The following is a 24,888-nucleotide window of genomic DNA, read 5'->3' as shown; positions in this document are numbered from 1 at the left end:
CATGCGGATTCCTGACCTGATCCAGAAAAAACGGGACGGAGGCCAGCACACCGAGGCCGAGATCCGCTTCCTGATCGAGGGCTACGTGAACGGACAGGTGCCCGACTACCAGGTCGCAGCCTGGCTGATGGCGGTGTTCTTTCAGGGCATGACCCCCGAAGAAACCACGTACCTGACCCTCGCCATGGCTGAAAGTGGTGACCTGCTGGACCTTTCCAGCCTTTCGCACACCGTGGACAAACACTCCACTGGAGGGGTGGGAGACAAAACCAGTCTGGTGCTCACCCCCATGCTGGCCGCACTGGGTCTGACCGTGGCCAAGATGAGCGGACGGGGCCTCGCGCACACCGGAGGCACCATCGACAAACTGGAAAGCATTCCGGGCTGGAGCCCCGTGCTGGAAGACGAGGCTTTCCTGAAACAGGCCCGTGAGATTGGTCTCGCGCTGGTGGGCCAGAGCAAAAACCTTGCCCCTGCCGACGGCCTGCTTTACGCCCTCAGAGACGTGACCGGAACGGTGGAATGCGTGCCATTGATCGCCAGTTCCATCATGAGCAAGAAACTGGCCGCTGGCGCAAAAACCATCGTGCTGGATGTCAAAGTGGGCAGTGGAGCGTTCATGAAGACCCTGCAGGACGGGCAAATTCTGGCAGAGGCCATGGTGAACATCGGGAAACTCAGCGGGCGCAATGTGCGGGCCGTGCTGACCGACATGGAAACCCCTCTGGGACGCATGACGGGCAACACTTTAGAGGTGCTGGAGGCCATCCAGACCCTCAGGGGAGAAGGCCCCGAAGACCTGCGGGAACTGTGCCTCTCGCTGGCAAAAGAAACCCTGCTGGCCGAGGGCTTCAGCGAAGAAGAAGCCGACCGCAGACCCCGAGAAGTCCTGCAGGACGGCTCTGCACTGGCCAAACTGCGGGCTTTCGTGGCCTCCCAGGGCGGAGATCCCAGCTACATCGACGACCCCTCCCTGTTCTTTGTGGCCCCGGAAACCGTGGAGGTGCAGGCCCACGCTTCAGGCTTTGTCTCCCACATTGAAGCCCTGAAGATCGGACAGGCCTTGCTGGTGCTGGGCGGAGGCCGTGAAACCAAAGGGGAAGCCATCGACCACTCGGTGGGCATCGAACTCCTGAAAAAACTGGGGGAAAAGGTGCAGGCCGGAGAACCCATCGCCCGCATCTACCACCAGAACAAAGGCAAAGACGCAGCTTTAAAACTGGTCGAGGAGGCCCTGAAGATTGAGGGCAAACAGCCAGCAGAAGCAGAGTTGATTCTGGGGCACATTGCCTGAATGCGCTTCGCGCAGCAGAAGGCAGAAGGCTGAAGGCAAAAACGCCGAGGGCCGAGGGCCGAGAGCTGAGGGCAAGAATTTGAAATGGGCACCTGTAGGGGCGCAGCGTGCTGCGCCCCACCGGAAGAAATATCAGATGCATTGTGTAGGGGCGAGGCGTGCCTCGCCCAACCGTAAGAAACCTCAAACCCTCCCCTCACCCTCCTCCCAGCCTCAGAAACACCAGAAAATCCCGCTGTGAACTGTTGACTGTAAACTGTCCACTTCTCCGAACAAACCTCCCCATCCGACCTCTCTCCCACCCCCACAAAGGAAAAACATGAGCGTACACCTGAATGCACAACCCGGCCAGATTGCAGAAACCGTCCTCCTTCCCGGCGATCCCCTGAGGGCCAAGCACATTGCAGAGAACTTCCTGGAAAATGCCGAGCAGCACAACAATGTGCGTGGGATGCTCGGGTACACCGGGACCTACAAGGGGCACAGGATCAGCGTACAGGGCAGTGGGATGGGGATTCCCAGCATCTCCATCTACGTGAACGAACTGATCCGGGATTATGGCTGCAAGAAGCTGATCCGGGTGGGCACCTGCGGGGCCTACCATGAAGATGTGAAGGTGCGCGATGTGATTCTGGCCCAGGCCGCCTGCACCGACAGCCAGATCAACAACATCCGCTTCAATGGCAGAAACTACGCGCCCATTGCTGATTTTGAACTGCTGCATCAGGCCTACATGGCTGCTCAGCGGGCTGGGAAACCTGTGCGTGTGGGGAACATCTTCTCCAGTGACACCTTCTACAACGACCACCCCGACCACTACAAGATCTGGGCAGAGTTTGGTGTGCTGGGCGTGGAAATGGAAGCCGCAGGTCTGTACACCATTGCTGCCAAATACGGGGTGCAGGCCCTGACCATCCTGACCGTCAGTGACCACCTGGTGACGGGCGAGGCCACCAGTGCCATGGAGCGCCAGACCAGCTTCAACGACATGATGCTGATTGCCCTGGAAGCCGCCATCGCCGACAAGGAGTAAACCCATGAAAGTCACAGTGATCGTGCTGGATTCGGTGGGCATGGGCGAGTTGCCCGATGCGGAAAAGTTCGGGGATGTGGGTTCCCACACCATCAACCACACGCTGGAAAAATCCGGGGTGGTGCTTCCCCATCTGGCAAAAATGGGTCTGGGACACATCTCTACGGTCAAGCATGACCGTCCAGAGCAGGTGCATGGCAGTTATGGCCGCCTGCAGGAAGTCAGCGCCGGGAAAGACACCTCTACCGGGCACTGGGAGTTCATGGGGGTGCAACTTGAGCACCCTTTCAGGACCTTCAGTGACGGGTTTCCCAAAGAAGTGATGGACCGTTTTGAGGCTGCAATTGGAACCGGGTGGCTGTGCAACCTGCCTTACAGCGGAACCGAGGTCATCAAGGACTACGGCGAGGAGCACATCAAAACCGGGTTCCCCATCGTGTACACCAGTGCCGACAGTGTGTTTCAGATTGCCACCCATCTGGACGTGACCCCCATCGAAACCCTGTACGATTACTGCCAGAAAGCCCGTGACATCCTGCAGGGAGAGTACGCTGTGGCCCGTGTGATCGCCCGTCCGTTCAGGGGGGAATTCCCTTTCGAGCGGGCCGGGGAACTGCGCAGGGATTTCTCTTTGACCCCTCCTCGCACGGTGCTGAATGCGCTGCATGAAGCCGGGAAAGATGTGGTGGGCATCGGGAAAATTCCCGACATCTACGACCACCAGGGCTTCACCGAGGAGATCCACACCGACAACAACCTGGACGGCATCCAGAAAACCCTGAAACGCATGCAGCAGAATTTTGATGGTCTGGTGTTCACCAATCTGGTGGATTTTGATGCCAAATTCGGACACAGGCGCGATCCCATCGGGTATGGCAACGCCCTGAAAGAATTTGATGACCACCTGCCAGAAATCCTGGCAAGCGTTCCAGACGACGGGATGCTGGTTCTGATCAGCGACCACGGCAACGACCCCACCGTTCCCGGCACCGACCACACCCGTGAATACGGGATGCTGCTCACTTACCGACCTGGAAAAGGAGCCGTGAATCTGGGAGAACGGGCCACCTTTGCAGACGTGGGGGCCACTGTTGCTGAGGCACTCGGGGTGAAGTGGGAAGGACCTGGAACAAGTTTCTGGAGTGAATTGAAGTAAAGATCACTGGTGCTGGGAGGAGCCTGACTTCGGGCTCCTCTTTTAATTATGCTGAAACCATGGTTTCATGCAAAATTGTGATTCCCACTGAGCTACTGATGTCGTTCAGGCCAACACATCAACACGAGGGCCTGTTTTTCTGGTGGGAGTTTGATGGCGTACCTTACCCTTTTGAAGACCATGCAGATGCTCCAGGAGTGGTCTTTGGCTGGTGGACCTCACAGCTGATGCAACTGTCTTACGGCGCAAGAGCCACACCACTGGTCTTTTTTGAAGGTGCCCCTGCCCTGGTCCTGACCCAGGAAGACAACCGCATTTTTGCGTCTGGGGAGGGCTTTGGTCCTGTTGAAGTGGAGTGGGAATCTCTGGCCAGTGCTTTGCAGCAGGCCATTATTACAGTGGCTCCAGCTTTCGAGCAAATGGACAGAGCATGGGCCAAAAGGTTCAGGGAAGATGCAGACCGACTGGACGAGATCAAGGGCTACCGCAAAAACACCCGGAAAAAACAAAACCCGATCTGAGAAACCGGGGTCAGGGAAAACTGTTTTTCAATCTGCAGAAACAGCTTCCTGCTTTGCCTGAATCTGGGGCACGGCATGCCAGCTGTACACCATCCAGCACACCAGCAAAATCAGTGCAGACCCAAAAAACGCAATGCCAGGAAGGTAGGGGTGGGCCGAGGGGGTCGCAAAGTGGGCAAAGAGGTTGGTGGCGGCCAGAGGACCGAGCACCCCGGTCAGGCTGTTCAGGCTGGCCATGTTGCCCTGCACCATCCCCTGCACCTGTGGAGGAACACGGGAAGCCACCTGGGATTGCAAAGCGGGGCCTCCCAATCCCATCAGGGCTGGAACAGGCATGGCGAGGTAGAACATCCAGACTTCGCTGGAAAGTCCATACAGGATGTATCCGAGGGCACCAAAGAGCAAAGCCATCTGAACCGTTCGAACACCTCCAAAACGTTTCATGGCCATGCCCACCAAAAGCATTTGCACCGGAAGTCCCATCAGGGCAGAAACGGTGAGGGCCAGCCCACTTTCTCCGGTGCCCCAGTGGTAGCGGGTGGTGCCGTGCAAAACCCAGGTGCTGGCCACAAACTGGAAACCCAGGCTGGACAGCACCGTGACCCAGGCCAGCGCAGGCAATCCAGGGTATTGCTTCAGTACCCCAAGGGAACGCAACGGAATGAGGTTCTTGAGGGCCAGCTTTGCCTGGGGGTTGGGCTGGTGGGATTCTGGCAGCACGAACAGACCATAAAGGAAGTTCAAGAGGGCAAACCCCGCTGCGAACATGAAAGGCAAACGCACCCCAAATTGCCCCAGCAAGCCTCCAATGGCAGGCCCCACAATGAAACCCAGGGTGAAAGCTGCCCCAACCATGCCGTAATTGCGGGCACGGGTTTCTGGGGTGCTGACATCTGCAATGTAGGCGTTGGCAACACCCATGCTGGCCCCGGCCATCCCGGAAAGCATGCGGCCCAAAATCAGCCATGCCAGGGTGGGACTGAAAATCAGCAGGGTGTAAGCGCAAACCGCCAGAAAAGTGGTGCCCAGCAAAATGGGTCTGCGACCATAACGGTCACTGAGCACGCCCAGAAGCGGAGCCACCAGCAACTGCGAGAGGGCATAAATCCCGATCAAAACCCCGTACACCTGACTGGTCCGGGCAGCATCACCGGAGAGCGAACCCACCAGCTGGGGCATCACGGGCAAAACCAGCCCCAATCCCAGCAAATCAATCAAAAGGGTGATGAAAATGAACATGACGGCGGGTTGTCGTTTGACAGTCATAAAAACCTCGGTGCAAGAGAGGAGGTCACCGCCAGATGCACGCTCGCGGGACATGTTGGACCGGACCTCTGGTTCAGAAGTCAGGTTTGAGGTGGGTTGTGGACAGGAACGCCGAGGGCCGAGGACCAAAAAAGGAGGTCGGAATCTGGAGTGAGGACTGTAGGGGGCGCAGCGTGCCAGCAAAACATGGTTGGTGTTTTGCGCCTTCAGCACAAGACGCGTGCTGCGCCCTGTTGCCAGGAATCCAGCATGGGGCTGTATGGGTGAGGCATGCCTCGTCCTCTTCCCAGAAACCCTGACCAGTCTCAGGCCAGATACTGCTGAAACTTTCAGCCCAGGTCTTGTTGAAAAGCCCTTTCTTTAGCTCTCGGCCCTCGGCTCTCGGCCATCGGCACTTTCAAAAACAGGCCCCGCCAGTCGCTCAGCATGCCCCCTGATGTCTTCGGGCCAGGGCTGGATTTCCTGCTGGAAACGCTCAAAATCTCTGGCATAGAGCGCACGGGAGGCCTCCTGGTATCCGGGCAGATCTCCGGCGATCACGGACATGAAACGGTCTGCAGCAGTCTGGGCCTGACGGATTTTTGTCAGGTCGGGTTGCTGTTTGCGGGCTTCTTCAATCAGGCGGCGCAGGGCTGCAGAGGCCCCTCCGGGTTGCTGTTCCAGCCACTCCCAGTGCCTGGGGAACAGGGTCACTTCCCGGGCCACCACCCCGAGTCTGGGTCGTCCACGGCCTGCACGGGCAGGTTCTGCATCGCTGCTGGGAAGGTGACGGACCAGCACTTCTTCGAGGGTGCCCCTGAGGTCAAAATCCACCGTTCTTCCGGTCTGGTCTTCAAAAACCAGCACCTGGGCATGGGGGTTCTGGGGCTGGTTTTTCAGGTGGGTGAGCACTTCAGGCAACCCTGCTGTGAGCAGGTGCTTCTGGTCAACGAAGAGGGTGTAGGTGGGGTTGAGGTCGTCCATGGGTCAATATTACCCGGATGAAATTCAAAGGTCAATATCATCCGGGTAAAATAAGCCATTGGGCAGAGGAGGTAAGCATCCTGTTTGCCCTACACTTGCAACAACCCGGGGGAGGAAAAGACATGCCATGGAATTACCGGGTGATCCACGATGAAAAACGCAAAGCATATGCCATTCACTCTGTCTATTACGATGAAGATTTACGAATCATGGGCACATCCCTTGAGCCTGAAGCACCCGAAGGCGAATCTCTGGAAGATCTGCGCCTCACCCTGGAATTGATGCTGGAAGCTCTGGGTGAACCTGTGCTGCCAGCTTCTAAAGTCTTTGACGAAGAAAAACCTGATTCCTGATCTCAGGCAACCAGATGCAAACAAAAGGAGGGCAAGAATAAACATCCTTGCCCCTTGAAGCTCTTTCTCTTACCTGAATACCTTCAACACCGGAAGAACCTTCCCATCAAAATCAAACAGGGCCTGGTTCTCCCAGCTGGAACCCGAGGTGTCCTCTTTGCCTGTGGAAATCCACTCCCCTCCCCAGTAAAAAACTCCGGTGCGGTGCTTGCCCTGCACGGATTTCAGGGCTGCAATCAGGTCGGAGAGCATTCTGGCCTGATCTTCCGGGGTGGCTTTGTAGGCAGCTGGAAGCTGCTCTGGCAGGCCAATCACGTTGTTGGTCCAGTCGTTCCAGCCCAGCGTGAAAGGATAAGCGGTTTCCGCCAGGATCACGTCCTTGCTGTAACGCTCCATGAGGTCTGCAACATTGGCCTTGAGTTTGTCCAATGGGCCATGCCAGTACGGGTAGTAGGACAGTGCGATGGTGTCGAATTCCACTCCACGGGCCACAATTCTGTCATAGAAGTTGCGGGCCTCTGCATTGCTGCCCCCCTTGTCAATGTGAATCACAATGTTGGCTTGTGATCCCGTGTCCTTCACACCTGCGATGCCTGCTTTCAAAAGTTCGGAAAGCTGGTTCCACTGCTGGTCGGTGTTGAAGTCTGCATCTGGACCCCACACGCGACCTTCATCCCACAGCATCCCTGCAGAAATCTCATTGCCAATTTGCACCAGGTCTGGAGCGGTGCCCTGGTCCAGCATGCTCTGCACCACCGAACGGGTGTATTGCCTGACCGCGGTTTTCAAATCAAAGTAACTCAGGTTCTTCCATTCATTGGGTTTGGTCTGGTGACCGGGATCCGCCCAGCTGTCCGAGTAATGCAAATCCAGCAAGATGCCCAGACCTGCAACATGCGCCCGTTTCGCCAGTTTCAGCATGTCCCACTGGGAACCGTAACTGTCTGTCGGATGGTTCCAGACCCGCAGGCGAACCTGATTCACACCACTGGCTTTCAAAGTCTGGAAGAAATCCACGGTCTTTCCATCTGCATCTTTGTAAAGCCCGCCTCTGTCCTCCACCCTGGACACATAAGAGGCGTCTACACCTCCCAGAAACGGGGGCAGGGGGTTGGGGGTCTGGGCACTGCTGCAACCCACGGAAAGGGAGAGCAAAACCATCAGGGAAACTGTTTTTTTCATTGGGACTCCTCAAGAAAGGGGGTGATGTTTGTAGGGGATGTAGGGGCGTAGCGTGCTACGCCCTCTGTTGCTCAAGCAAAAGCTTTGTTGGCCTTCTGCTTGCAGCCTTCTGCCAACTTCAGCCATTCAAAACCGCTTCCAGCACAGGCTGCACACCCACCTCCAGCGTCTTCACCTGCACGGTTTGCACAGGCAGGCCCTGCACACGGGCGGTCACCGTCACGGTGCCAGAAATCAGGGTGCTTCTGAGGTACACTGCGGCCTGACCTCCGGGCAAAACCAGCGGGTTTTCTCCGACCAGCACGCCTGGACCTTCGCAGTCCAGCAGCACGGGACCCCAGGCGAAGGGGAGTGCATTGCCGTATTCATCGGTGATTTTCAGGGACAGTCGGGTGAGGTCTGCGCCGTCTGCATGGATTTCTGCGTCATCGGCCTGCAGGACCAGTTTTCTGGGGATGCCATCTGCAGCAAGGCGGTGGGTTTTCACCTGTTCACCCTTCAGGTAACCTCGCAATTCCAGATCCCCGAAGTTTTCCCCCCAGCCGCCAGAGATGTTGGAGATCCTGAAAGGAGGGTAAGGCAGATGGGGATAAAGGCAGGTGGCCCTTTGTGCCTCGCCCTCAAATTTGCCAGATACGTACACCTCCACCCGGTCCAGGTTGGAGAAAATCCACACCGGGTTGATCAGGCCCTCATCCACATCTCCCCTGGTCCAGTAGGTCGCTGCAAAGAGCACTTTTTTCTGCTCTGGGCGCTGCTGGCTGGCGTACAGGTGGGCTGCAAATTTGGGTTGCCGGAAGATGTCCATCACCCCGTGGTAGCAGATGCGGTCTCCGCTGCCAAAAGTGGCGTGGGTGTTGTAATCGAAGGCGCACCAGGCGATGCCCCCACTGATCCCCAGCACCCCAATCTGGTTCAGGACATCTGCATGTTTTAAGGCATGGCCCACCACGCGGGGTTCCTGATCGAAACTCTTGGTCGGGAACATGTGTCCGGCGTACTCGGTGACCAGATAGCGCTCTGCAGGGTATTTGGTGAGCTTCGCTGCGAAGTCGTTCATGGTGTACACGTCTTCAAGCTGCTCACTTCCAAAGAAACAGCGCACCCCTCCAGTTTGCCGGGTGGGATCGAGCCTGTTCACCAGCCTGTTGGTGCGGGTGTAAAACAGCGTGTGGTCGGGGGATTCGTTGACGCGTGCCCCCCAAAGCACAATGGAGGGATGGTTTCTGTCTCTGACCACCAGATCTTCCAGCAGCTTTAAAGACAGATCCTGCCAGCCCTGGTCCCCGATGTGCTGCCAGCCCTGCATCTCTGTAAAAACCAGCAGCCCGATTTCATCGCAACGGTTCAGGAAATGGGGGCTCTGGGGGTAGTGGCTGGTTCTCACCATGTTGCACCCCAGATCGAATTTGACCAAATCGGCATCTTTTTCCTGCAGGCGTTTTGGCGCAGCGGCACCGATGTAAGGGTAGGTCTGATGGCGGTTCATGCCCCGCAGAATCACTTTTCTGCCGTTCAGGTAAAAGAAGCCATCTGCCCGGAATTCGCTTTCCCGGAAGCCCACACGGGTGTCCAGGGTGTCGCCCCCCCGAATGCTGACCCTCAGGGTGTACAGGTAAGGGTTTTCGATGTCCCAGAGCTGCAAGTCTGCCAGGTTTTCCAGCTTCAGGGTGTGGGTGTGCAGGCTGTGGACCTCAACGGAAACGGTGGCAGTGGTTGCAGCCACCTGCTGGTTTGCAGCATCCAGCAACTGGATTTCCAGCTCTGCCTGTTTACTTGAGGTGCTGGTGTTGTTCAGGGTCACATCCACTTCAGCAAAAGGACGGGAGGTCAGAACATCCACCCCTCTGAAAAAGACATTCTCGATGTGCAGGGGGTCCAGCACCCGCACATACACGTCCCGGTAAATCCCTCCGAAGGTCATGTAATCCACCAGATTCCCATAAGGGGGAATGTCAGTGCGTTCTCTGGAATCCACCTTTACTGCCACCAGGTGTTCTCTGCCCGGCACAATGTGATCGGTCAGGTCCACCTGGAAGGGGGTGAATCCGCCCTGGTGCTCGAACAGTTTCTGTCCGTCCAGAAAGACTTCTGCGGCCAGCATCACCCCTTCAAAGTGCAGCAGGGTGCGTTTGCCTTTGTGGGCCTCAGAAAAAGAGAGGGACTTGCGGTACCAGCTGATGAAACTGTAGTCCGATTCGGAGAAATTGTGGTGGGGCACTTCACGAACGGTGTGGGGAACGCTGACCTGGGTACGAGGTCCAGCGTAAGAAGGCAGGGCAAATTCGGGGTGGTCTTCGGAAATGAAGTCCCAGTGGGTGTTGATGGGGTGTTCAAGACGGGTCATGGACGCTCCTTACTCTTTCACTGCGCCACTGGTGGCACCGGAGACGAAAATTTTCTGGAAGGTGAAGAACAGGATCACAATGGGCAGGGCTCCCAGCACGGAAGCTGCAGTGAACGGGCCGTACTGCACGGTGAACTGGTTGCTGGCAAAAGAGCGCAGTCCCACCCCGATGTTCCAGTTCTCGGCTCCGGTCAAAAGCACATTGGCCAGGAAATATTCGGCGTAAGAACCAATGAACTGCAGCAGGAAGATGAACACCAGCATCGGACCAGACAGCGGCAGAATGATGCGGGTGAACGCCTGCCAGGGGCTGCATCCATCCACCAGGGCGGCCTCGTTGAGGTTGTGGGGCAGGGACTCCACATAACCCTTGTAAATCCAGGTGGCGAAAGCAATGATGCCCCCGGTGTAGGCCAGAATCAGGCCCGTGAAGGTGTTGACCAGTCCCAGCGTGTTCATCAGGGAATAAATGGCGATCAGGCTGAGCAGGCTGGGGAACATCTGCAGGAAGATCACCACCATCAGGTACTGCATGCGCCCTTTGAATTGCATGCGGGCCAGGGCGTAACCAGCCGTGGTGGTCAGGATCAGGGTGATGATGCCCGTGAATCCAGAGATCAAGAGGGTGTTTCTGACCCACAGCAGGAATTTGGAAGCAGGATTGTCTGTGGTGAACTGCGAAGGCATCAGGGTGATCAGGAACAGGCTGACCAGCGCAACCGTTGCCATTCCAGCCCAGGAAGCCCGTTTTTCGGCGGTTCTGGCGCTTTCGGTGAGGCCACGGGTGAAGTTCAGCACCTGCATGACCAGAAAGGACAGCGCAGACAGAACCAGAACAACCCATTGCCAGCCTTGCACCTGCACCCCACTGAACAGGGTTCTGTAGTTGCTGAAATCCAGTCCGGTCAGGGCAGGCAGCACCCGTGCCCGGATCAAGAGGGGTTCTTCTGGCGCACCCAGAGAAGCCTGACTGAGGCGGTTGAGGGGGTCAAAGGACGCGGCCAGCACGTAAACCACGGGATACAGCACCGCCAGCACCGTGGAAATCAGCACAGCATGGGTGAGGGTGCTGAAGAACACGCTCTGGAAGCTGCGTTTCTGTCTGCGGCCCACCAGAAACATCAGTCCTGATGCCAGCAAAACCACCCCCACGAAACCCAGCAGCAGGTACAGCCAGCCTCCGGTCTGGAAGTAAATGGCGAAAGAGGGCGCACCCAGGGTGTTTGCCAGTCCCAGCAAAGTGCGAAGGGCGAAGAACACCAGCACAGCCACTGCGCCCCATCCCAGAATGGGTTTTAAAGGAGCAGGAAGGGACCAGCCTTTTTTCTGGGATTCGGTGTTTCTGGCCTCACTGAACACGCCAGAGACACTGAAATTCACCACAGAGATCAGCACGGTGATCACGCCAATCACCACCGCAATGGCACTCGCCAGTCCGAACTGCTCTCCCCCACCGTACACAAAGGCGGTCTTGTAAGCCCAGGACAGCAAAATGTCGGTGCTCTGGGCAGTGGAATCGTCCACGCTCAGGGCAGGTCCGCCCCCGGTCAGCAGGAAAATCAGGGTGATGTTGTTGAAACCCGCAGCAAAGGCAGACAGCGCAATCGGCACAAAAGAACTGGACAGCATGGGCAGCGTGATGAAACGCAACTTGTGCCAGGGGGTTGCACCATCCACCTCTGCAGCCTCGTAGAGTTCTTCCGGGATGGTGGACAGGCTGCTCAAAGTGGCGGTCATGAAGTAGGGGAAACTCATCCACAAACTGACCATGATGATGGCGGTTCTGGCCCACAGCGGATCTTCCAGCCAGGGTGCAGGTGCCACGCCCAGCATGCCCAGCAGCCTGTTGATGGCCCCAAAGTTGGTGTTCAGCAGGGTCTGCCACACCTGAATGGAGATGATGCCTGGAATGGCCCAGGGCAGAATCAAAATGGAGCGGTAGAAATTGCGGCCTCTCAGTTTTTTGTTGTGCAGCAAAATTCCCAGCACGGCACCCAATCCCAGGTTGAACAGGGTGGTGAGCAGGGCATAAAGGATGTTCCAGCCCAGCAGGGGCAGCATCTGGGTGCGGGCCTTGCCCAGCACATTCTGGTAGTTCTGCGCACCCACCCAGCTGATTTTGTTGATGCGGCGCAGCACCTGGGCCTGAAACCCCTCAGGCAGGGCTTTGTTCAGGGTGACAATCTGACCAGACACAGCCACAATGTCGGCTTGCAAGGTCAGGGCTTTTCCTGCCTGCTGGCCCTGAATTTCCAGCTTTTCACCCACACACTGGTCTGCAGGGCAACGCAACTGCTGGACAGGCTCAGACAGCTTCAGAACAGTGCTTCCAGACAGGCTTGCCCCCATCTGGGTGGAACTGTCCGGCCTTCCAGAGTGGGCGGCAGAGTAATTGGTGAAGCTGTAATACACGGTCATGGCCAGCGGATAACCTGTGAAAGCCAGCAAAAACAAGGTGGCAGGCAACAGGTACATCCAGGGACGGATTGCAGGCAGGCGTTTGTTGATGAAAAACGCCACCGGAACCATCAAAACCCCGGATGCCAGCAGGGAAATCCAGGTGGGAAGCTGCTGCCCAGACAGCACATTGATGCCACCCACCACCAGAAAGGACAGCAGGGCACACAGGGCCAGCAGCAGAACCAGGGCCAGCACCATCAGTGCAGGATGATCCAGACGGGGTTTGGGTTGGAGGGTGCGTTTCATATGGGGTTCCTCTCAGGGGGTAAGGGGGCTGGGCATTTCTGGGGGAAAGTCTAGAGCCGAGGGCCAAGGGCCGAGAGCCGAGGGCAAACTCAAAGCTTAGGCCAAAGCTCACAGGTTTTCCGCACTGCCTTTGCGAAAGCTTTCTGAATGAAGCCCTCGGCCCTCGGCTCTCGGCAATCATTACTTCGCGGCCATCTGCCCCACAGCTTTCCCCAGTAACCCCGAAATGTCCGCGTTGGCGGTTTTCACGCTCAGGGTGATGGCGTTGCCCCAGGGGCTCCACACTGCGCCCATTTCGGGGATGTTGGGCATGGGGGTGCCTGCGGCAATGGCAGCACCGAAACCAGCCACCACAGGGTCATTTTTCAGCTTGCGCACGGCAGATTTGGAGACAGGAATGCGGCCCCCGATGGTGTTCATGTCAGACTGGTTCTGGGCGTTGGTCAGGTAGAGGGCCAGTTGTGCAGCTCTGGCTTTGTTCTTGCCGTAGGCGTTCATCAGGACGCCCTGGATGCCCACGAAGGGAGAGAATTTGCCTTTGGCTCCGGTGGGTTTGGGGGGCACACCCACGCCGTAATCGATCCCGGCTTTTTTCACATCACCGATGTCCCAGGGGCCAGTCAGCCACATGGCCAGTTTGCCTTTGGTGAACAGGTCTTTTTGCACATCGCTGGCCTCTGCACCTGCAGGAATCAGGTTCTGTTTGAAACGCATGTCTGCCAGCAGTTGTGCCCCTTTTACAGCTCCAGCATTGCCCAGTCCGATGTCTGAAGGGTTCAGGCTGCCATCGGCTTTCTTGCCAAACACGTAAGCCCCCATGGAGGAGTAAAAACCGTAAACGGTGTAGGGCAAAGAAATGTTGGTCAAAAAACCAAATTGCTGGGCCTGGGGATTGGTGAGTTTCTGGGCTGTGGAAATGAAGCTGCTCCAGGTTTTGGGAATGCCTCCGGGAAGCAGTTTCTTGTTGTACACGATGGCCACAGCTTCACCAAAGGCAGGGAACCCGAAGAGTTTGCCGTTGTAACTCATGGCATCCATGGCACTGGGGGGAAGGTCGCTTCTGGTTTTGGCATCCAGGTACTGGGAAACGGGTTCCAGCACACCCGCAGTCGCAAGTGCTCCCACACGGTCATGGGGCAGCAGCCCGAGGAGGTCCGGTCCGGTGCCTGTGGGAGCGCTCTGCTTGAGTTTGTTATCGATCTCATTGTAAGGAACGACAACCACATCCACGGTCACTCCAGCTCCCTCTCTGGTCTTGCTGAAGTCTTTTGCAGTCTGGGTGAGCCATTCCAGTTCTTTTCCATCCAGTCCGGTCCAGAGGGTGAGTTTCTCGGCCTGGGCGGCAGAAAGGCAAAGCAGGGCGGTGATGCTGAAGACGGTTCTCTTCATGGTGTACTCCTCTTTCGGTTTGGGAAAACGATTTCGCTTTTCTTTATGCGCTTTTCTGGGCAGGTTTGTCAAGAGGGGTGGAACCAGAGCCTGAGCAACATTTTCAAGTTGTACAATTAAATAACGTTCTAGACATAGATTTACCTAAATTGCTGCTCTTAATCCAGTGAGTATCTTGACCTCGAATCGGGAAATCGAGTACAGTTTAGGAAATCGGTTTCTCAAAATCCCACAAAGGGGTTTTTCCAGAGAAACTCAACAGGACCACAGAAAGGCTTGTCCGTGACATTTCTCTGCAATGTTCTGTTTCAGATTCCTGCCAACAGGCATGGGGAAAATCACGTTCAAGATTCCTACTGCTGGGCGAGGCACGCCTCGCCCCTACAGTCCCCATCCCAACGTCTGATCCTGTGTTTTCGCCCTCGGCTCTCGGCCCTCGGCATCCAGATGTCCCCTCTGGGCCTGCTGCCCCATACCCCCGTGGTACAGTAAACCTTGCTCCCCTGGCCTCAAAAACCAGTCTCAATTGTTCAGGTGACCATGACCATCGTAACCATCAAAGACGTTGCCAAAGCCGCCGGAGTCAGCCAGGCCACCGTGTCCAAGGTGCTGACCGGAAACAGCCCCGAATACCGGGTGTCCAGAGACACCGTGGAACGGGTCCGCAAAGCTGCCGACGAACTGGGCTATGTGCCCAACGTCAGCGCCCAGAACCTGCGCAGCAAACGCAGCGGTCTGATCGGGGTGGTCCTCAACGAATTTGATTCCTCGGGCCGTTCCATGCACCTGAAGCTGAATTCCCAGCTGGACAGCATCCAGACCATTCACCTGACTTTTGACGGGTCGCTGCTCTCGGGCCTCACCGAGGCAGCCCGGATCCACAACACCGCATTTGTGGTCTATCCAGAAAGCACCCATCCCTCTGAGGACATTGGAAGCCGCTTTCTGGATGGACGGGTGGAAGGTCTGATTTTGCGCACCAACCCCACCACCCAGCATCCCCTGCTCACCCGTCTGGACCCCCGTCGCATCAAGATGATGGCTTTGTGGACCCAGGATGTTCCTCCGGGCGTGGGTTACGCAGACATCGACCACAAAAGCGGAGCAGCCCAGGCCACCGAGCACCTGCTTTCTCTGGGACACCAGAAAATTGCCTTTTTTGGACCAGGGGAACACAGCGGGAACGCCCACTTCAGCCTCAGGCACCAGGGGTACAGGGCTGCACTGCAAAAAGCGGGCCTCACCCCGGACCCAGAACTGCACACCGAAGATCCCCAGAAAGTCATTGGCCTTTTCAGGGCAGGCAAACTGACGGCTGTGGTGGGGGCCACCGACCTGCAGACCATCATGCTGCACGGAGATCTGGTGCAGGCTGGCATCCGGGTTCCAGAGGACCTCTCGCTGGTGGGCTTTGACAACATTCTGGGGGCAGAGTTCATTGCTGGTGGGCTCACCACCGTGCATCACCCCACCCAGGAGATGGCCGCAGCCGCCATGAATGGCCTGATGGCATTGATCCGGGGGGAAACCGTCAGCAAATGCAGGACCATTGTGCCGACCCACATGGTGATCCGCAACACGACACGGAAACTGGGGTAGATCCTGCTCTGTTATCCTGAAAAAGAATTTCTGCATGATCGGAGCGGACACATGCACACTTATTTGCTCCTGGCGGGCCTCCTGCTGACCCTGATTGGAATTGTTCATTCTGTGCTGGGCGAGGTTTTGATCTTCAAGCGCCTGAGAAAAGGCACCCGGATTCCCACCTGGGGTGCACTGCTGCTGAAAGAAAGCCATGTGCGCATCCTGTGGGCCACCTGGCATCTGGCTTCGGTGCTGGGGTGGGGGCTTGCTGCCCTGCTCTTTCGTCTGGCCTTTTCTGCCGACCCTGCAAATCTGGATTTCTTCAAAACCACCCTTGCCCTTTCCACCTTTGCAGGAGGCTTTTTGGTTCTGATCGGCACCAACGGGAAGCATCCAGGCTGGGTTGGGCTGTGGTTGGTGGCCTTGCTCATCTGGCTGGATTGACTGGCTGCACCTCCTCCTTTAGAAGGAGCTTTTCCTCCCCCATTGGACGGAAGCGCCTGCTGACCCAAATCCCTATTCTGGGGTCCAGAGGTAAAACACATGAAAAAAATCCTTTTGCTGGTCCTGCCCCTTGCTGTGGGTTCTGCTCTCGCTGCTCCTGATTATGCTGCTGTTCTGGATGCCCACCACAATGCCCGTTTTTTCATGGGGAATGTGGTCATCCTGAAAGACGGCCAGCCCCTTTTCGAGAAGGCTGTTGGGCAGGCCAGTGTGGAATTTGGCATCCCGGCCAACAGCCAGACCGTTTACGAGATCGGGTCCATCACCAAGAGCTTCACAGCTGTGGCGATCTTGAAGCTGCAGGAACAGGGCAAATTGAAAGTCACAGATGCTCTGAGCAAATACCTCCCAGATTTTCCCAATGGGGACAGAATCACCCTGCATCACCTGCTGACCCACACCTCCGGGGTGACCAATTTCACGGCTTTCCCAGGGTTTCTTGAGGTGCAGAAGCAGAACTTCAGCCAGAGCCAGATTGTAGACCTGTTCAAAGACAAACCTCTGGATTTTGAACCCGGAGACCATTTTTCTTACAGCAACTCGGGATTCACTTTGCTGGGTCAGGTGATCGAAAAAGCTTCTGGGATGCCCTATCAGGAATACATCCGCCAGAACGTTTTGCAGCCTCTGAAGTTCAAAGATCTGGATTTCCATTCCCGACTGGATCTGGTGCCCAACCGGGCCAGTGGTTACGTGCTGAATGGGGCCAGTTACCAGGTGCCAGAGCTGCACAATGTGGAAATTGCCGGTCCTGCTGGTGGGCTTTACGCCACGGCCTCTGAACTGGCCCGCTGGCTTCCAGACCTCTTTGCAGGCAAGATCCTGAATGCTGAAAGCATCAAGGCGTTCTCCTCTCCCCAGGTGAACACGGGTGCTCCCCTGCCCGGCTTTGAAGCTTACGGCTATGGCGTGGGGATGGGAAAACTGTTCGGGCATCCGGTGGTGTCCCACGGCGGGAACATCAACGGTTTCAATGCCATGATGGCCTACTTTCCAGAGGAGAAACTCAGCATTGCTGTGCTGTCAAATCTGGATGGGATTTCCAGCCAGGATGTGATGGTGGATCTGGCCAGAGCCTATTTCGAGGTGCCTTACACCCTTCCCCAGAACAGAACCTTCATCTCTGTCCCAGAAAATGTGCTGAGCACCTACACCGGCACTTACCGGACAGATCTGCCTGCCCTGCAGCTGAAATTCAGAGTGGTGAAAGGCCAGTTGCAGCTTGAAATTCCAGAACAGGGCATTTTCACCCTGTTGCCTGAAACCGAAAACAGGTTTTACCTGAGCGCCCTGGATGTCACCCTGACGTTCCAGAAAAACGGGGATGCACTGGACGTTCAAATTCAGACCGGGGGGCAAACCCTCACTGGAAAACGCCAGTCTCCCTGAGAAATGATGTTCTGTGACCCTCAGCCCCTCTATTCATTAAGGGGCTTTCTGGGTTTGCAGCCTGGAATGACAAAGTTTTGTAAGAATGCGCTGGATAAAATGGGGCCAAACCACCGAAAACGCTTCATGAGGTGTCCCCGTGACTGCCCATCCAGAACCAAGAAACATCGCCATTTTGATTGACCACCTGCATCCCTATCAGGCTGCTGTGATCTCAGGCATTAGGGATGTCCTGGACCGTCACGGCTTCAGCAGCACCGTATACATCGGGCGGGATTTGCTGGCCCCAGATGCTGCGCGCACAGCCAACTGCATTTTTTCAATGGTGGATGCCCGCAAGCATGCTGGACTGATTGCCCTCTCGGTCAGCCTGGGCATCTTCTGCACCGAGGACGAGTTGCTGGCTTTCCTGCAAGGTTTTGGAGACATCCCCAGGGTCAGTCTGGGCAGGAAACTCCCAGGCATGGTCAGTGTGGTGGTGAACAACCAGGCAGGCATGCAGGACCTGATGGCGCACCTGATCAGGATGCAGGGCCACCAGAGGTTCGCTTTCATCCGGGGACTGGCTGGAAACCTGGATTCCATGGAGCGGGAACAGATTTTCCGTGAAGCTTTGCAGGATGCGCATCTGGAGGTGCGGGAGGATTTCTTCCTGAACGGAGAGTACTCCTCGCAGGAATCCCGTGAACAGGTGACCAGGTTGCTGCAACGCACCCATGATCTGGATGTGGTGGTGTGCGCCAATGACGAGATGGCCGAGGGCGCAATCCAGGCCATCAACCAGCAGGGCCTCAGGGTCCCGGAAGACATTGCCGTGGTGGGCTTCGATGACAGCGACCACTTCCGGCATGTCACCCCTGCCCTCACCACCGTGAAGCAACCCATGAAAGAACAGGGCCAGCTGGCTGCACAGACCCTGCTGGACATGCTGGCAATCCATCCTGTGCCTGCAGTGCTGGAGGTGCCCACAGCCCTGGTGGTGCGGGAATCCTGTGGTGGGCATGGAGGACAGCAGCGCAAGAAAGCAGACCTGCAATTGACAGGCAAATGGCAGGACCACCTTCAGCAGGTGCTGACCCTTTTGCGAGAAGCAGCAAAAACACGAGAAATCCGGCCTTTTCTGGCGTTCTGGAAGGAGACCCTGTTCACCCAGCATTATCAGGCCCATGATTTCACCTTCTGGGAGGAAATCCTCTTTCAGTGCCTGCAACAGGTGGAAGAAGGCCTTTCGGATGACCAGTTGCGCTTTTTCAACCATTTAAAGACGCTGGCCCACGGCACCCTCTTCAGTGCCATGCAGATGGAGTACTCCGAGAAGCGCATTCTGGACCTCTCCAACTCGATGTGGAACCCCCGGCTGTTCTCCTCTGAAACCAATGAACAGTTGCTGCAGGAAATCCAGCATTACCTGCAACGCTCACAGATCCACCGCTACCTGCTGGTTTTCTCGGATGGGATGGGTTTGCAGGGCACATCCCGGGTGGTGCTGCATCGAGAATTGGTGTCCGAGGTGGAAGAAAGCACATTCGCCACCCGGGACCTCATTCCAGCCAGCCTGCTGCCTGAACTCCATGCCGGGCACCACCTGATCACCCCCCTTTTTGTGGGTGAAGATTATTTTGGCCTCCTGCTGTATGTCCCGACCAGCACCACTTACTTTGATGAGGAGGGGCTGTGTTCTGCCCTCAGCCGGGCCATCCAGCAATTGCGGCAGCATCTGGCTTTGAAAGCCCATGCTGAAACCCTGGAGCGCGAGGTGCAGGCCCGCACCATGCGCCTGAAAGCCGAGATCGCCGAGCGCACCCGTGCCGAAAAAGCCTTGCAGGCCGCCAACCTGGAATTGCAACGTTCGGCTTTTCTGGACGGCCTGACCCGCATTTACAACCGTGCGGCTTTCAACGACCACCTGGACCGGGAGTGGGCAGACCACCTGCGTTCAGGCAAACCCCTGTCGCTGATTCTGTGCGATGTGGATTTTTTCAAGAAATACAACGACCATTATGGCCACCTGCAGGGCGACGAGTGCCTGCGGGAAGTGGCCCGTGCCCTCAGCCAGTCGGTGCGCCGGGGGGACACAGTGGCCCGTTATGGGGGTGAGGAGTTTGCTGTGATCCTTCCTGACACCGATGAGGCATGCGCCCTGCTGGTGGCCCAGCGCATGCAGCTGGAGTTGCTGGGCTTGCAGATTCCCCATGACCATTCAGAAGTCAGTCCGGTGGTGACCATGAGCATGGGGGTGTCCACCCTCACCCCCAGCGATTGTGTGCCCCAGGACACCCTGATTGCCCGGGCAGACCAGAACCTGTACCGGGCCAAACACCAGGGGCGCAATCGGGTGGTGTGTCAGGGTCCAGTCTGATCCTGCTCAGGGCTTGACTGTCAACACCGTGGATTTTCCGCTGGCTTTCAGGCCAGAATCCAGGTCCAGCAGGCTGGGGGCCGGGCTGGTGTAGGTTCCGGGGGCCAGGGAGCGCAACTTGTAGCTGATCACGTATTCTCCTGCTTTCAGGTTTTCCAGATAGATGGCTGTTGCGCCTTCCAGGTGCTCTTTGCTGGCCCACAGCGTGGAGGTGCCTGAGGGCTGCACATCCTGGTAAGCGGTCAGGTCCAGGGTTTCAAATCCAGCCGGAATGGGATCCAGCAATTTCAGGTGTTTGACGGCTTTCTGCAGCGTCAGCTTCAGGCGCACCTCGGTGGTGGCATTGCCTTTTAAAGAGGTGGTGCTGTAGCTGCGTTCCAGACTGAACAGGCTGGTTTCGCTGGTGGGTGTGCTGGTGCGGTAAGCGGTGGTGATGGTGTAGAAGTAGAGCTGTTCGCTGCTGATCTGCACGGTGTTCTGGCCGGGTTTGCCTTCAAAGTACAGGCTGCTGCCCAGCACAGGAAGGCGGACCAGCGACTGGGTGCGTCCGTTCACACTCACGGTGATGGATCCAGAAGGCTGGCCCACCCCCACATCCCTGAGGTGCAGCCCGATGGCGTAAGAGGCCAGTGCGCTCTGGGACTGCGTTCTGGGGGTGCTGCTCTGCAACTTGAAGGAAAGCCAGCGGGCCAGCTCACGGGCTTCTTCCCGGTGCAGTTTCACAGCGGCCAGCAGGGCGTGGCTGGTGGCCTCCAGGTCCGAGGCAATGCTGAGGCCCTGGCTGTCCTTGACCTGGTCTTTCAGGGCCTGGTTCAGCAGCGCAGCATCCTGAAAGACATCTGCCATTTCTGCAGCCTGCTGCGGTGTTCTGGGAATCTGGGTTTTGAAATTGTTGGGTTGCTGCAGGAAAAACAGCATCTTCTGGTGTTCATAACTGCCCGAATCGGTTTTGGTGCTTTGCAGGTAATTGAGCGCATACCTGAAGTTTTCGGGTGCAAATTCCAGTCCCTCAGGAAGGGTCTGACCCAGAGCGGTCAGCGCCTGCAGGGTGTAAGCAGGGCTGGCCTTGCCCCCTGCCCAGGCGAACCCTCCCGAATCCAGTTTCTGCTGGGCCATCAGGTGCTGCACATTCACCCGCAGCAGGGCTGCAGACCGCATGGTGTCCAGCCCCAGGGCTTCTTTGGCCAGCGAGGTGTAATGGGCAGCCAGGGCAGCTTCCAGTGGATTCTTTTCATCTTCCTGCACCAGCACATCCAGGTTGCGCAGGGCACCCAGCAGGGGACTTGCAGACACAAAAACCCCGATCTGGGCATTTTCGGCACTGGGGGGCACATTCACTTTTTCCAGGGCATTGCCGTTGGCTTCACCGGTGCGCAGCAATTCAAACTCTGTGCCTGCCTCCCGGATCGGAACCATCAGGGAAACCCCATCGGAGAGGGTGCCACTGCTGGCGGTGGTTTCCAGTTGCAGGGTGGCGGTGTCTGGGGCTTTGACAATCCAGGGAACAGCCGTCATGGAATGGGCGGCCACACTGACCGTCTTCTTGAGGGTTCCAGACGGCAACTTGAAGCTGACCGCCACCTGCAGGTTTTCTTTGCTCTGGTTGTGCACGGTGGTGTAAATGGTGGTTTCATCTCCGTGCGTGAGGTACGTGGGGGCCGAAAGCCGCACATAAAAGCCCAGACTGGTTTGCAGGAAGCCTTTCCCCTCGCCAGCAGAGGTGTCGGGGGCGATGCCACGGGCCAGAATGCGGTACTGGGTCAGCTCGTCTGGCACAGTAAAATTCACCAGGGCCACCCCCTTCTTGTCGGTGGTGACCGCCTGAAAGAAAGCCGTGTCCCGGAAGTGGGAGCGCCAGAAGAAACCGGGCACATCTCCTCCACCATCTCCGCTGTCTGCAGAAAATCCAGAAGGCAGTGCGGAGGTGGTCAGCACATCTGTGCCATAAGGGATGCCCCAGAAGTAGCGCCAGGGGTCAGGAGTGGCGTCTTCCACCAGGGCGTAGAGGGCTTCATTGACGGCACCCACCGTGACCCAGGCAGACACGGGTTTGCCGTTCTGGGTGGTTTCAATGCGCAACCGTGAAGCTTCTCCGGGTTTGAGGGTGGCTTTTTCGGGGGTGACTTTGACCTGCAAATCCCGGTTTTGCACCGGAACATGCACAAAAGCCCCATAGGGCTGAATCACGGGTTTGGTGGCCGTGTGGTACACCGCGTTGACCCAGAACCCGGGCTGCATTTCTGGGGTGATTTTGATGCTGGCTTTGGTGGCCGGACCATTGATTTTCACAAATTGCTGCTGGTGCACTGCCGTTCCCTCTGCAGTCAGCCACACCAGGGTGCCTGCTGGCAGGGAATTGCTGAGCACCACGGGCACCGTTTCTCCCACCTTGAAGCGGGTTTCAGGAACCATGAGCTGCAGGGCATCCTGACCATTGGACACGGTGTTTTCTTCGGGAATCCAGCCCACAAACTGGGTGAGGGTGGCGGTTTTGCCTTTCTCATCATGGGCCGTCACCTCCATTTTGATGCTGCCGCTGCCAGATGGGGTGTAAGGCACGGTGGCCTTGCCGCTGGCATCGGTGCGGGTCTGTGCACCGTAACTTTGCAGGATGACTTCCTTCCAGTCCTTTTTGACATCGTCCCATTCCCAGGTGCTGCGAACCACCTTGACCTCCAGGGCCTGCCCGGTGATGGCCTGACTGCTGCCCACCTTGCGTGCCGAGAGGGTCAGGTTGGTGGCGGTTCTGGCCTTCAGGTTTTCCGGGGTGTCTGCACTGAGCACCAGGTTGCTGGGGTACACCATGATGTTTTTCTGGGCCACCACTTTGCGGCCAAATTCATCCAGGGCACGCACCGTCAGGATGTACGGTGTGGGCTTGTCGTCCCTGGGGTTCAATTGCAACTTGATGGACCCCTCACCGTTTTGCAGACTGGTCTGGGCCACACGGGATTCGGTGTCGGTGGGATCGTAAACCCCCCCATAAAGCTCGTATTCGGGCAGATCCTGGTAATCCTCGGTGGTGGGACCTCCATGGCCACTGCCGTAACCCCAGTACAGATCGCTGGGATAGCCCTGCACGGCAAAAACGTCCACTCTGGCATTGGTTTTTCCGCCAGAGTACAGGGCGCTCTGCATTTTCAGGGTGCTTTCTCCGGCCAGCACCTCTTCCGGAAGGGTCAGGGCGAGGTCAAAACTGGGCCGCACATAAGGCTGCACCAGGAAAGGCACAAAGCTGACCTCCTCGATGGGTTTTTCCCGGTAAGGGGTGCTGGAGCTGATCGCCACCTCTGCATGGTAGGTGCCTGTGCTGGAGAAGTTCATGGGAAGGTCTTCCCGGAAAGTTCCTGCTGCGTCCAGCCTGAGGGCCTTGCTGAAGATGGTGTTGCCCTGCGGATCCACCAGCCGGAATTGCGCTGCCCCGCTGTAAGGTTTGTACCCCACACTTTGACGCTGCCGGACCACCCCGGTCACCTGCACGGTGTCCGACTGCTGGTACAGGGGGCGGTCTGTCATCACCAGGGTGCGGTAAGCCTCGCCTGCAGGGGTCTGGTTGGCAGGTGGGGTGAAGGCCTGGGAGGTGCCGTCCGTCACCAGGTAATTGATTTTCTGGTCTCTGGGGGCAGGCAAACTGAGGGTGCCCTGCGCAGAGGTCTCGCCTTCCCCCAGGGGCACCACCTGGCCTGCTTTGAGGGTGTACATCTGCACTTTTGCATGGTCCGCCGGACGCCCGGTTTTGATGTCCAGCGCCCAGAAATGCACTTTTTCGGGGGTGTTCTTGGTGACCACCGAGAGGTTGGAGACCATCAGGGGAATGGCCGCCACGATGGCATTGGGGGCCGCCGCACGTGCCAGGGACACCACGTACCCTCCCGCATTCAGGGCCGGGAAGGAAAACACCAGGGCGTTCTCGTTCTGGCTGGTTTCCAGCAGGGGTTTTTGCCGGAAAGACAGGGGATCGGACTGAAAGGGCAACACGTCCGAATCCTGGCGGCGAATGAAATACTCGTCCTGCACTTTCTGGATCCGCACCAGCCATTCGGTGTCCAGGGCCACCTCGGGATCGGGGAAGAATTTCAGTTTGAAAGCCTCTTTGACCCGTGTGGCCTGACCAAAATAGGCGTCTTCAAAACTGCCTGCCCGCACGGCTTTTTCATAGCTCAGGTACTCGCTTTTCACCCAGCCCACCTGGTTGCCCACCAGCACCTGGGACCAGTCGGGATCGTAATTGGGGTTGAACAGTTCATTCCAGATGTAGACGGTGCGACCCGCTTCCAGCACCTGCCGGATGGGCGCACCTGCCGAGGGAGATTCTCGCAAATTCAAACTGGTCTTGGTGATGGCTGTCTGCGCTGCTGCAACAGAAAAACCCATCCACAAACCAAGGAAAATCCAGGGGGAAACAACGCGCATGTTCCTATTGTAAAGATTCTGTGCCCCCCTTCTTGCCTTGGTGGTCACTTCAGGGAGATCAGGTGAAGGGTTCTGCTCTGCTGACCCGTCCATTTTGCGGGGTGTTTCCGGGCCGCGCTCGGAGTAAAGTGGGAGCCATGGATGTGCAGATTTTTGTTTTGGCCCATTATTCCAGCAGTGCCGTCAACACCGGAACCGGAGAAGTGAGGCGGGTCTTCCTGACCCTGGCCCGCACCTACGACGATGCCAAAATCTTGGCGGAACGGGATGCTGGACGGGAACTGGAATTCAAAACGGTGGTGAAAGACCACTGGGAGGCTGCTGGCCCCAAGAAGCGTTTTTATGTGATCCTGCGCCAGAAAATGCACGATCCCCTGCCTTTTCTGGAAGAGGAGTGATTGCAGGGAGCAGAAACCAGGCTTTTTCTGA

Annotated in this window: 17 protein-coding genes; 10 read left to right on the top strand and 7 right to left on the bottom strand. The window is 57.2% G+C overall.

Annotation, left to right across the window (positions count from 1 at the left end; genetic code table 11):
• Nucleotide 1: 1 nt before the first annotated feature.
• From IEY52_RS06440 to IEY52_RS06425, 4 genes are all read left to right on the top strand, one after another.
• Nucleotides 2-1,294, top strand: coding sequence for a thymidine phosphorylase (locus IEY52_RS06440; protein WP_189001545.1), 1,293 nt, complete (start codon nucleotides 2-4; stop codon nucleotides 1,292-1,294).
• 319 nt (nucleotides 1,295-1,613) lie between these two features.
• Nucleotides 1,614-2,327 carry a purine-nucleoside phosphorylase gene (gene deoD, locus IEY52_RS06435; RefSeq protein WP_189001543.1) on the top strand — a complete coding sequence of 238 codons (714 nt, stop codon included), beginning with the start codon at nucleotides 1,614-1,616 and terminating at the stop codon, nucleotides 2,325-2,327.
• 4 nt (nucleotides 2,328-2,331) lie between these two features.
• Nucleotides 2,332-3,483 (top strand): phosphopentomutase, encoded by a 1,152-nt coding sequence (locus IEY52_RS06430; RefSeq protein WP_189001540.1) that lies wholly within the window; start codon nucleotides 2,332-2,334, stop codon nucleotides 3,481-3,483.
• A 59-nt stretch (nucleotides 3,484-3,542) separates the two neighbouring features.
• Nucleotides 3,543-4,004 (top strand): hypothetical protein, encoded by a 462-nt coding sequence (locus IEY52_RS06425; RefSeq protein WP_189001538.1) that lies wholly within the window; start codon nucleotides 3,543-3,545, stop codon nucleotides 4,002-4,004.
• A gap of 27 nt (nucleotides 4,005-4,031) precedes the next feature.
• Here the strand turns inward: IEY52_RS06425 and IEY52_RS06420 are convergent, their stop codons facing one another.
• Nucleotides 4,032-5,270, bottom strand: coding sequence for a TCR/Tet family MFS transporter (locus IEY52_RS06420; protein ID WP_189001536.1), 1,239 nt, complete (start codon nucleotides 5,268-5,270; stop codon nucleotides 4,032-4,034).
• Between the two features lie 360 nt (nucleotides 5,271-5,630).
• Nucleotides 5,631-6,233 carry a DUF2239 family protein gene (locus IEY52_RS06415; RefSeq protein ID WP_189001534.1) on the bottom strand — a complete coding sequence of 201 codons (603 nt, stop codon included), beginning with the start codon at nucleotides 6,231-6,233 and terminating at the stop codon, nucleotides 5,631-5,633.
• 17 nt (nucleotides 6,234-6,250) lie between these two features.
• On the opposite strand from IEY52_RS06415, the gene IEY52_RS06410 reads away from it, so the two are divergent.
• Nucleotides 6,251-6,586 carry a hypothetical protein gene (locus IEY52_RS06410; protein WP_229684657.1) on the top strand — a complete coding sequence of 112 codons (336 nt, stop codon included), beginning with the start codon at nucleotides 6,251-6,253 and terminating at the stop codon, nucleotides 6,584-6,586.
• Between the two features lie 69 nt (nucleotides 6,587-6,655).
• Here the strand turns inward: IEY52_RS06410 and IEY52_RS06405 are convergent, their stop codons facing one another.
• The 4 genes from IEY52_RS06405 to IEY52_RS06390 form a co-directional block, all read right to left on the bottom strand.
• Nucleotides 6,656-7,768 (bottom strand): glycoside hydrolase family 53 protein, encoded by a 1,113-nt coding sequence (locus tag IEY52_RS06405; RefSeq protein WP_189001532.1) that lies wholly within the window; start codon nucleotides 7,766-7,768, stop codon nucleotides 6,656-6,658.
• Nucleotides 7,769-7,886: 118 nt separating this feature from the next.
• The gene (locus IEY52_RS06400) at nucleotides 7,887-10,115 is read right to left on the bottom strand and encodes a glycoside hydrolase family 2 protein (protein ID WP_189001529.1); all 2,229 of its coding nucleotides are present in this window, start codon (nucleotides 10,113-10,115) and stop codon (nucleotides 7,887-7,889) included.
• Between the two features lie 9 nt (nucleotides 10,116-10,124).
• Nucleotides 10,125-12,821, bottom strand: coding sequence for an ABC transporter permease subunit (locus IEY52_RS06395; RefSeq protein ID WP_189001526.1), 2,697 nt, complete (start codon nucleotides 12,819-12,821; stop codon nucleotides 10,125-10,127).
• Between the two features lie 180 nt (nucleotides 12,822-13,001).
• Nucleotides 13,002-14,210 carry a sugar ABC transporter substrate-binding protein gene (locus IEY52_RS06390; protein WP_189001524.1) on the bottom strand — a complete coding sequence of 403 codons (1,209 nt, stop codon included), beginning with the start codon at nucleotides 14,208-14,210 and terminating at the stop codon, nucleotides 13,002-13,004.
• 540 nt (nucleotides 14,211-14,750) lie between these two features.
• Between IEY52_RS06390 and IEY52_RS06385 the strand changes: the two genes are divergently transcribed.
• From IEY52_RS06385 to IEY52_RS06370, 4 genes are all read left to right on the top strand, one after another.
• Nucleotides 14,751-15,809 carry a LacI family DNA-binding transcriptional regulator gene (locus IEY52_RS06385; RefSeq protein WP_189001522.1) on the top strand — a complete coding sequence of 353 codons (1,059 nt, stop codon included), beginning with the start codon at nucleotides 14,751-14,753 and terminating at the stop codon, nucleotides 15,807-15,809.
• Nucleotides 15,810-15,860: 51 nt separating this feature from the next.
• On the top strand, nucleotides 15,861-16,238 hold the full coding sequence (locus IEY52_RS06380) for a hypothetical protein (protein WP_189001520.1): 378 nt from the start codon (nucleotides 15,861-15,863) through the stop codon (nucleotides 16,236-16,238).
• A 99-nt stretch (nucleotides 16,239-16,337) separates the two neighbouring features.
• Entirely contained in the window at nucleotides 16,338-17,687 is a 1,350-nt protein-coding gene (locus IEY52_RS06375; protein ID WP_189001519.1) for a serine hydrolase domain-containing protein, read from the top strand.
• A gap of 139 nt (nucleotides 17,688-17,826) precedes the next feature.
• Nucleotides 17,827-20,046, top strand: coding sequence for a diguanylate cyclase domain-containing protein (locus tag IEY52_RS06370; RefSeq protein WP_189001516.1), 2,220 nt, complete (start codon nucleotides 17,827-17,829; stop codon nucleotides 20,044-20,046).
• A 6-nt stretch (nucleotides 20,047-20,052) separates the two neighbouring features.
• On the opposite strand, the gene IEY52_RS06365 is transcribed toward IEY52_RS06370, so the two are convergent.
• On the bottom strand, nucleotides 20,053-24,459 hold the full coding sequence (locus tag IEY52_RS06365; RefSeq protein WP_189001506.1) for an alpha-2-macroglobulin family protein: 4,407 nt from the start codon (nucleotides 24,457-24,459) through the stop codon (nucleotides 20,053-20,055).
• Between the two features lie 137 nt (nucleotides 24,460-24,596).
• Here IEY52_RS06365 and IEY52_RS06360 point away from each other — a divergent pair, with 137 nt between their 5' ends.
• Nucleotides 24,597-24,857 carry a hypothetical protein gene (locus tag IEY52_RS06360; RefSeq protein ID WP_189001504.1) on the top strand — a complete coding sequence of 87 codons (261 nt, stop codon included), beginning with the start codon at nucleotides 24,597-24,599 and terminating at the stop codon, nucleotides 24,855-24,857.
• Nucleotides 24,858-24,888: the final 31 nt, after the last annotated feature.

The sequence above is a fragment of the Deinococcus roseus genome (genome assembly GCF_014646895.1).
Lineage (GTDB): Bacteria > Deinococcota > Deinococci > Deinococcales > Deinococcaceae > Deinococcus_C > Deinococcus_C roseus.
This window is presented reverse-complemented; position numbering and strand designations above follow the sequence as displayed.